Origin of the sequence: Arthrobacter cryoconiti (assembly GCF_020905375.1) — a bacterium.
GTDB lineage: Bacteria > Actinomycetota > Actinomycetes > Actinomycetales > Micrococcaceae > Specibacter > Specibacter cryoconiti.
On the sequence record NZ_JAJJBU010000014.1, the window covers coordinates 217652 to 224610 of the forward strand.

6 protein-coding genes and 1 tRNA gene are annotated in these 6959 nt (G+C 55.1%); 2 read left to right on the plus strand and 5 right to left on the minus strand.

Annotated features, from left to right (window positions below):
* Positions 1-11 precede the first annotated feature (11 nt).
* Positions 12-2948, plus strand: a complete 2937-nt coding sequence (locus LOH53_RS08485) for a UPF0182 family membrane protein (protein ID WP_230067300.1) — start codon at positions 12-14, stop codon at positions 2946-2948.
* 180 nt (positions 2949-3128) lie between these two features.
* Positions 3129-3202: transfer RNA gene (locus LOH53_RS08490), tRNA-Met, on the plus strand.
* Positions 3203-3435: 233 nt separating this feature from the next.
* Here LOH53_RS08490 and LOH53_RS08495 read toward each other — a convergent pair.
* The 5 genes from LOH53_RS08495 to LOH53_RS08515 form a co-directional block, all read right to left on the minus strand.
* The gene (locus tag LOH53_RS08495) at positions 3436-3705 is read right to left on the minus strand and encodes a GlsB/YeaQ/YmgE family stress response membrane protein (RefSeq protein ID WP_230067301.1); all 270 of its coding nucleotides are present in this window, start codon (positions 3703-3705) and stop codon (positions 3436-3438) included.
* A 67-nt stretch (positions 3706-3772) separates the two neighbouring features.
* Positions 3773-4327 carry a Dps family protein gene (locus tag LOH53_RS08500; protein ID WP_230067302.1) on the minus strand — a complete coding sequence of 185 codons (555 nt, stop codon included), beginning with the start codon at positions 4325-4327 and terminating at the stop codon, positions 3773-3775.
* 315 nt (positions 4328-4642) lie between these two features.
* Positions 4643-5005: a hypothetical protein gene (locus LOH53_RS08505; RefSeq protein ID WP_230067303.1), complete on the minus strand. Its 363-nt coding sequence runs from the start codon at positions 5003-5005 to the stop codon at positions 4643-4645.
* A gap of 143 nt (positions 5006-5148) precedes the next feature.
* Entirely contained in the window at positions 5149-6216 is a 1068-nt protein-coding gene (locus LOH53_RS08510; RefSeq protein ID WP_230067304.1) for an FUSC family protein, read from the minus strand.
* A gap of 77 nt (positions 6217-6293) precedes the next feature.
* Positions 6294-6833 carry a DUF488 domain-containing protein gene (locus LOH53_RS08515; RefSeq protein ID WP_230067305.1) on the minus strand — a complete coding sequence of 180 codons (540 nt, stop codon included), beginning with the start codon at positions 6831-6833 and terminating at the stop codon, positions 6294-6296.
* Positions 6834-6959 lie beyond the last annotated feature (126 nt).

Below are 6959 nucleotides of genomic sequence, written 5' to 3' on the forward strand. Positions count from 1 at the left end.
GAGGTGCACTCATGCCGACCATTATTATTGTGGTCGCGCTGGTCATTGGGTTGGTGATTTTTGCCGGTGTGTACACCGATTTCCTCTGGTTTGACCAGCTCGGCTACTCGGAGGTGTTTTGGCGGCAAAAGCTCGCCAAGCTCCTTATCTTCCTAGCCGCGTTTTTAGTCATGGGCGCCGGAGTCTATTTTTCGATCCGCACAGCCTACAAGGCGAGGCCCGTCTATGCGCCGGACAGCCAGCGCGATGACAACCTCAACCATTATCAAATGCAGTTGGAACCGGTGCGCCGTGTAGTGATGATCGGTGTTCCCGCGGTCTTCGGGTTGTTTGCTGGTACTGCTGCAATGGCACAGTGGGATAAAGTGCTGCTGTTTATCTTCAGAGTGCCATTTGGCAAGACCGATCCGCAGTTCGGTATGGATATCAGCTTCTACACCAACACCTTGCCGTTCCTTGGTTTCTTAGTTGGTCTGCTGATCAGTGTTGCTGTTATCTCCTTCATTGCGGGGCTCCTCACCCACTACCTCTATGGTGCCGTCAGCCTGACCGAACGCGGCATCTTTACTTCACGTGCGGCCCAGATTCACCTGGCCGTCATTTCCTCCGTGTTCTTGGTCCTGCTCGGAATTAATTTCTGGCTGGATCAGTACGCAACACTGCTAAACAATGGCGGCTACCGCGCCGGTGCTATGTTCACCGATGTCCACGCCGTTATACCCACCAAGGCCATCTTGGCCGTGGCAGCTGTTCTGGTAGCGATTCTGTTCGTGGTGGCAGCGTTCATTGGAAAGTGGAAGTTGCCGCTGATCGGTACTGGAATGCTGATCGTCACCGCAATTGTTGCTGGCGGGATCTACCCGTGGGCCGTGCAAGGACTTCAGGTGACGCCGTCTGAGGGCAGCGTCGAAGCACCCTACATCGGTCGTAACATCAACTCGACGCGGGACGCTTACGGACTCTCCAAGATCGACGTCGTCCCCTACAATGCGACGACGACGGCGACGGCAGGCGCGCTGCGTAAGGACGCGGACACTGCCGCGAGCATCCGCTTGTTGGACCCGAACTTGATTTCGTCCACCTTTGCGCAGCTGGAACAGTACCGTCCGTACTATAAGTTCCCCAAGACTCTAAACGTGGATCGCTATACGATTGATGGAAAAGTCCAAGATGCGGTAATCGCTGTGCGTGAGTTGAACCCCAACGGGATCAACCCTGACCAGCAGAGTTGGTACAACCAGCACTTGGTATACACGCACGGCTACGGGGTCGTAGCCGCATACGGCAACACCGTCACAGCGGATGGCAAACCCGTGTTCATGCAGTCCGGTGTGCCGTCGACCGGCGTGTTGGGTACTGATACCAGTTACCAGCCGCGTATCTATTTTGGCCAGTCAACGAGTGAGTATTCCGTAGTTGGAGCCCCTGATGGCAAGGCGCCCATTGAGTTGGACAGGCCACAGGGCAGCACCACCACCTCCTCTGATACTCCCGCGAACGAATCATTGACCACTTTTACTGGCAATGCCGGCCCGTCGATCGGGAATTGGTTCAACCGCCTTCTATATGCGTTGAAGTTCCAGTCTTCGGACTTGCTGCTGACCAACGGTGTCAACGATAAATCTCAGATTCTCTATGACCGCACGCCGATCGAGCGCGTGGCCAAGGTGGCGCCATACTTGACGATCGACGGTAACCCTTACCCCGCCATCGTCGATGGCAAGGTCAAATGGATTGTGGATGGCTACACCACGAGTTCCACATACCCTTACTCGCAGCAGCAACAGCTCCAGGAAGCCACCACAGATTCGCTGACGGCAGCCAACGGCGTCGGGGCTCTACCCAATGCCTCCGTCAACTACATCCGCAACTCGGTCAAGGCCACGGTGGATGCCTATGACGGGTCTGTTCAGCTGTATGCCTGGGACACCGAGGACCCGATCTTGAAGACGTGGGAAAACATTTTCCCGGCAACCGTGAAGCCAATTAGTGAAATGTCGGGAGACGTGCTTGCTCACGTGCGGTACCCGGAGGATCTTTTCAAAGTCCAGCGCGAGCTTCTGGGTCGTTACCATGTAACCGATCCCAGCGACTTCTTCAAGAACACTCTGGCATGGAGCGTCCCGGACGATCCCACCACCACGGCCGTTGATAAGCAACCGCCGTACTACCTTTCGCTGAAGGTACCCGGCGCCGACAAGCCTGCATTCTCCCTGACTACTGACTTCATTCCGCAAGAGGTGAAGGGCACGGACTCCCGAAATATTTTGTACGGGTTCCTTTCCGCCAACGGCGACGCCGGCAACGTCAAGGGAGTTAAGGGCGACGACTACGGAAAACTTCAGCTACTGGAGCTTCCGGATGCCACGCAGGTACCTGGACCAGGGCAGGTGCAAAATACCTTCCAGTCAGATCCCACAGTTTCGGACCAGCTGAACGTGCTTAAACTGGGTCAATCGGACGTCATCAACGGGAACTTGCTCACGCTGCCTATCGGCGGCGGCATGCTCTACGTGCAACCCGTCTATGTAAAATCAACGGGTTCCACGTCCTATCCCACACTTCAGCGAGTCTTGGTGGCCTTCGGAAACAAGATTGGTTACGCTGCGACGCTAAATGCCGCACTTGACCAATTATTCGATGGTGACTCCGGAGCTGCGGCAGGTGATGCGAACGTCGTGAAGGACCCGGCTGCGGCCGGGAGCTCCACCGAGGGCTCCAAGGCGCCGCCCAGCGCCAACCCTGCGTTGGCTAAGGCGCTCAGCGATGCGAACCAAGCAATAAAGGATGGGCAGGCGGCCCTGGCGAAGTCGGACTTCGCCGCTTATGGGGTAGCGCAGAAGAGTTTGCAGGATGCGCTGAACGCGGCGATTGCCGCTGACAGTGCTGCTGCTCCCACGCCAAGCGCGACGCCAAGTGCGACGCCAAGCGCGACGCCGGCTCCGTAGTCCAGATTCGAGTCCCGAAGCCGTAACCTAAGATGCCCTACACCCGCACAGTCGTATGGGTGTGGGGCATCTTTACGTCATTAACTAGGACGGCGCCTTGGCCAGAGCCGGCTGGGAGACAAACGTCACGCTGGCTCGGTTTGGGCATGAGCACGGTTCCGCGTAAAGTAGATACTACATCGCGGGGTGGAGCAGTTCGGTAGCTCGCCGGGCTCATAACCCGGAGGTCACAGGTTCAAATCCTGTCCCCGCAACGATAGAAAAGTCCTCGATCTTCGGATCGGGGACTTTTTGTTTTCTATTTGGGTAGCATTTTAGATCCGCCGTGGTCGAGAGTCTTGAGATTCCTTGACGGCCATCTGGACTACATTTTTGGAAACGAAAACACCGGCAGTTGGGGCTTTGAACTAAAAGGGTCCTGTGGGGACAATCTAGTTCTTTGCATCAACTGCCGGTGGTCTCAGATTACGTTTCTACAGCAAATCAGTTACGCGTTGCTTTTGTTCCTGCCAGTGATGGCTCCATAGATTCCGGCAACTACTAGGCCGCCGACGATCGCTAGGATCCAGGAGCCGAGGCTCCAGAATGACATTGAGCCCTTGTTGAAGAGTAGGTCGCCGATCCAGCCGCCGACGATCGCGCCGACAACGCCCAAAATGAGACTCGTAACCCAGCCACCGCCGACTCGCCCTGGCATGACAGCCTTGACGATGGCACCGACGATCAGGCCCAGAATAATCCAGCCGATGAAACCCATAATGACTCCTTAGAAAATGAGAGCTAGAAAAATTGAGACAGAAGCCTTATTGCTTCCTTTTGAAAAGCTATTTGCCAGCCTTGTTGCGCCTTGCTGAACCATCCGGGCTCTGAAGCACCCCGGCGCTGTCCTCTAGATGAGCGCGCATGAACCATTGAAAAAGTTCAAGCTTACCGGTGTGCCCGATGAGCATGTCTTCCGTGATCGGATCCAAGTCTCCAGCGGCGGCAATCGCCTCTCGGTGACTGGAAATCACGCCATCGTAGACGGCATCAAGAGCTGCCAAATGTTCAGCTGTGCTGGCCCGCCCGAGAGGATAGTCATCCCATGCACGGGAACGCACCAGTGCGCCCGGCAGCCCATTGGGTGATACTCCCAAGGTGGCCATTCGTTCTGCCGTTTCATCGATCATGCCCCTGACCAGTTCGATTTGGGGATCGAGCATCTGGTGAACCCCAATGAAATCCCGGCCGACCACATTCCAGTGGGCGTGCTTGAGTGTTAGTTGGAGATCATTGAGTGCATGCAGGCGATCTTGCAGAAGTGCGCCTACCTTGTGTCCGTCTGTCAGTGACAGCCCCGGAACCGTGTACTTGGCTTTTGACGAGTTCTTGGAAACCATAAACATCTCCTCCCAGATAACCGATGAATGAACTTCACCGGATGACTAAAGCACCTCTATTATACATTTTGAGGGTAACTGTGAAACTTTTTTCTTTCTTGGCCCGTCGCCAGCTGTACTCATCAGGCCCTTATTTGGGTGACGAGACGAGTGTGGGAGAGCTACTTCCCTGAGTTATCTTCTGCCGGACGAAGAAAACTGAAATAGCGGCAAATGCAGACGTGAAGAATGCACCAGTCGTGAGAGCTACCCAGTCCACAACAGACATCTGCTCGTCGGCGATATTTAGCAGAGTTTACTAAATCGCGGCGCTGCTCAGCTCGCGGGCCCTGCTGGTAATGCTCCGCCTTCGTCGGCCCAATCCTGACCTATCTCAGAATTTAATGCAGGGTCTGAATCCACATCCGCAACTGCATTCGTTGGGATGGACGCCTCCTGGTTCAAAGGGCTGTGCGCGGCATTGTTTTCACCGGAAATCTTACTGACAAGCTTGTTTCCCAGATTCTTTGTTTCTTCTTTGATTGAATCTTCCAAGTTCTGCACTGTGTCCTGAACTGGGTCCATCTGCCAGAGCGCACGCGCATTATTTTTCAAATTCTCATAGCCACGGCGCCCCACGCGGGTACCTACGACGTATCCAAGAGCTAAACCTGCAAGGAAGGCTAACTTTGCTTTCATGGACATCTCCTCCTCTGAATGTGCACCGAGTTTAACGGGGGTGCTGCAATCGGGTTATCGGGACTTTCATGATTCATCGTGATAATACCTAATCTAACCATGGCTCACGCTCATGATGGCGATATCAGCTTAAATTCAATCCACTAGAGTGCATTTTCGGCTTGTGCAAGAACTCGTCGATGCACGGCTCTTAGGATGCGCTCACTGTCCAAAGCTACGGCCGCGCCGGGAGCCATCGAGTGATGTTCCTCCCGGGCTGAGAGCCGCAGCTCAGACGTGAGGTTATCAACCGCAGTTAGTGCTTGATCGAAGCTCTGCTGATCGAGGGCGGCGTCGTCCCATAATTTCAGTATGTGAGCGACGGATCGTAAACACTCACTCATCGGTGTGCACAGCTTGGCGTCAAATACGCCGTCCATGCTGCTGCCCCAGACGGCGTTGGAGAGTACCTCTGTGACGTCCCGAACATGGAAGGCAACAGCTTCAAGTACCGCTAGATCGGCAAAATTCTCAGACGCAAGACGGTGGCGAGAATGCAGATACGCACGCGGGTTTCCCTTCTGACTTTCATGCGCGTGATAAACGGCTCCACGGATATCACTAACGGTGGCGCTAATGACTTCCGTGCGTTCGGCCCAGTCCTTGCGCTCAGGCGGCCAATGCTCAACCAGCGCGTAGCCAATATCTTCGAGTTGGTTGACCAAGACGTTCCGTCCGCGAGACACTCCCAGACGAGCGGCGTCTAGAGCAAGAGGAGGGAATATGAGCATGTTTACTGCCAAGCCCACAAGTATCCCCAAACTCATCTGCACGGCATAACCTACTGAGAAGGAATCAGCGTCTTGTCCGCCAACGATCAAAACAAACAGAGCGGCAACAGGCACGTACTCTCGGCCCGCCCCCAACCGAGGATGTCCTGCCGCCAAAACGCCCAGCCCAACCGCTAAGGAAATGCTGAAAATATTCGGGCTTCCCAGGAGCAATACACCAGCAGCTAACAAGATGCCAAGAGTAATGCCCGTCAGCGTCTGCAATCCAGCCCGGATTGAGCCCATAAACGTTGGATACATACTCACCAACGCGCCTAGTGGGGCGTAATAGGGATATCTTTGTGCCACCCCGGGTGCATATCTGGCCAAAAGCCATGCGATCCCGACCGCAAGGGAAGTCTTGAGCGCCAACAATAGACGCTGGCCGGCCGCCGTTGACATCGCCCATTTTTTTACACGGTGCAGTACAGGTTTCACAGCGGAACAACCAACCTTCCCTCGCTCGGTTCGTTCACATCCTATGGTGTGGGCGATAGCTCAGGTGGATACGTGATGTTGGTATCTTTCACGCGGGCAAATGAACGCAGCACGTGAGGTGTCGCACTCTTTTCGCTCATGATGTCCAGTACCGTGACGCCGCGGACCACCAAAGCGTCACCAATCATGGACCGGTGGCAGCGCCACGGCACAGCTTCGGCGCACATGATAGCCAGATCGTTATTTTTCGCCCGGTCGATCAGCCCATCAACGGCCCGAGCAAATTCTGGTGTTTGCATGTAGTCGGCGTAGCCCTGAAACGATTTATTGCGCCAGCCGCCGTTCGGGCTGTCCTTGCGCACATGACGCAGACCGCCGAGGTCTTTCACCCGACGGTACGTGATCCCCTCGGCACGCAGACTGGCTGCCAGATCTTCTTCCATGAACTGTGGATTGTGGCGTGATTTAGGGATGGTGCGCACATCCACCAGCTTCTTCACACCGTGAGATTTCAATAGTGCGATGAATTCATCAATCGAATGCGTGGAATGTCCGACCGTGTAAATCACTAAACTCTCCATGCGTCCACAGTAGCGAGAACGTTGTGAAACACAGAAAGATGATTCGGAACATTTTTCGACCCAAGAATAGCTCTGTGCCCCGGGCTCTGGTGGGGTAATACAGGAGTGGGGGGGGGGGGGGGGGCC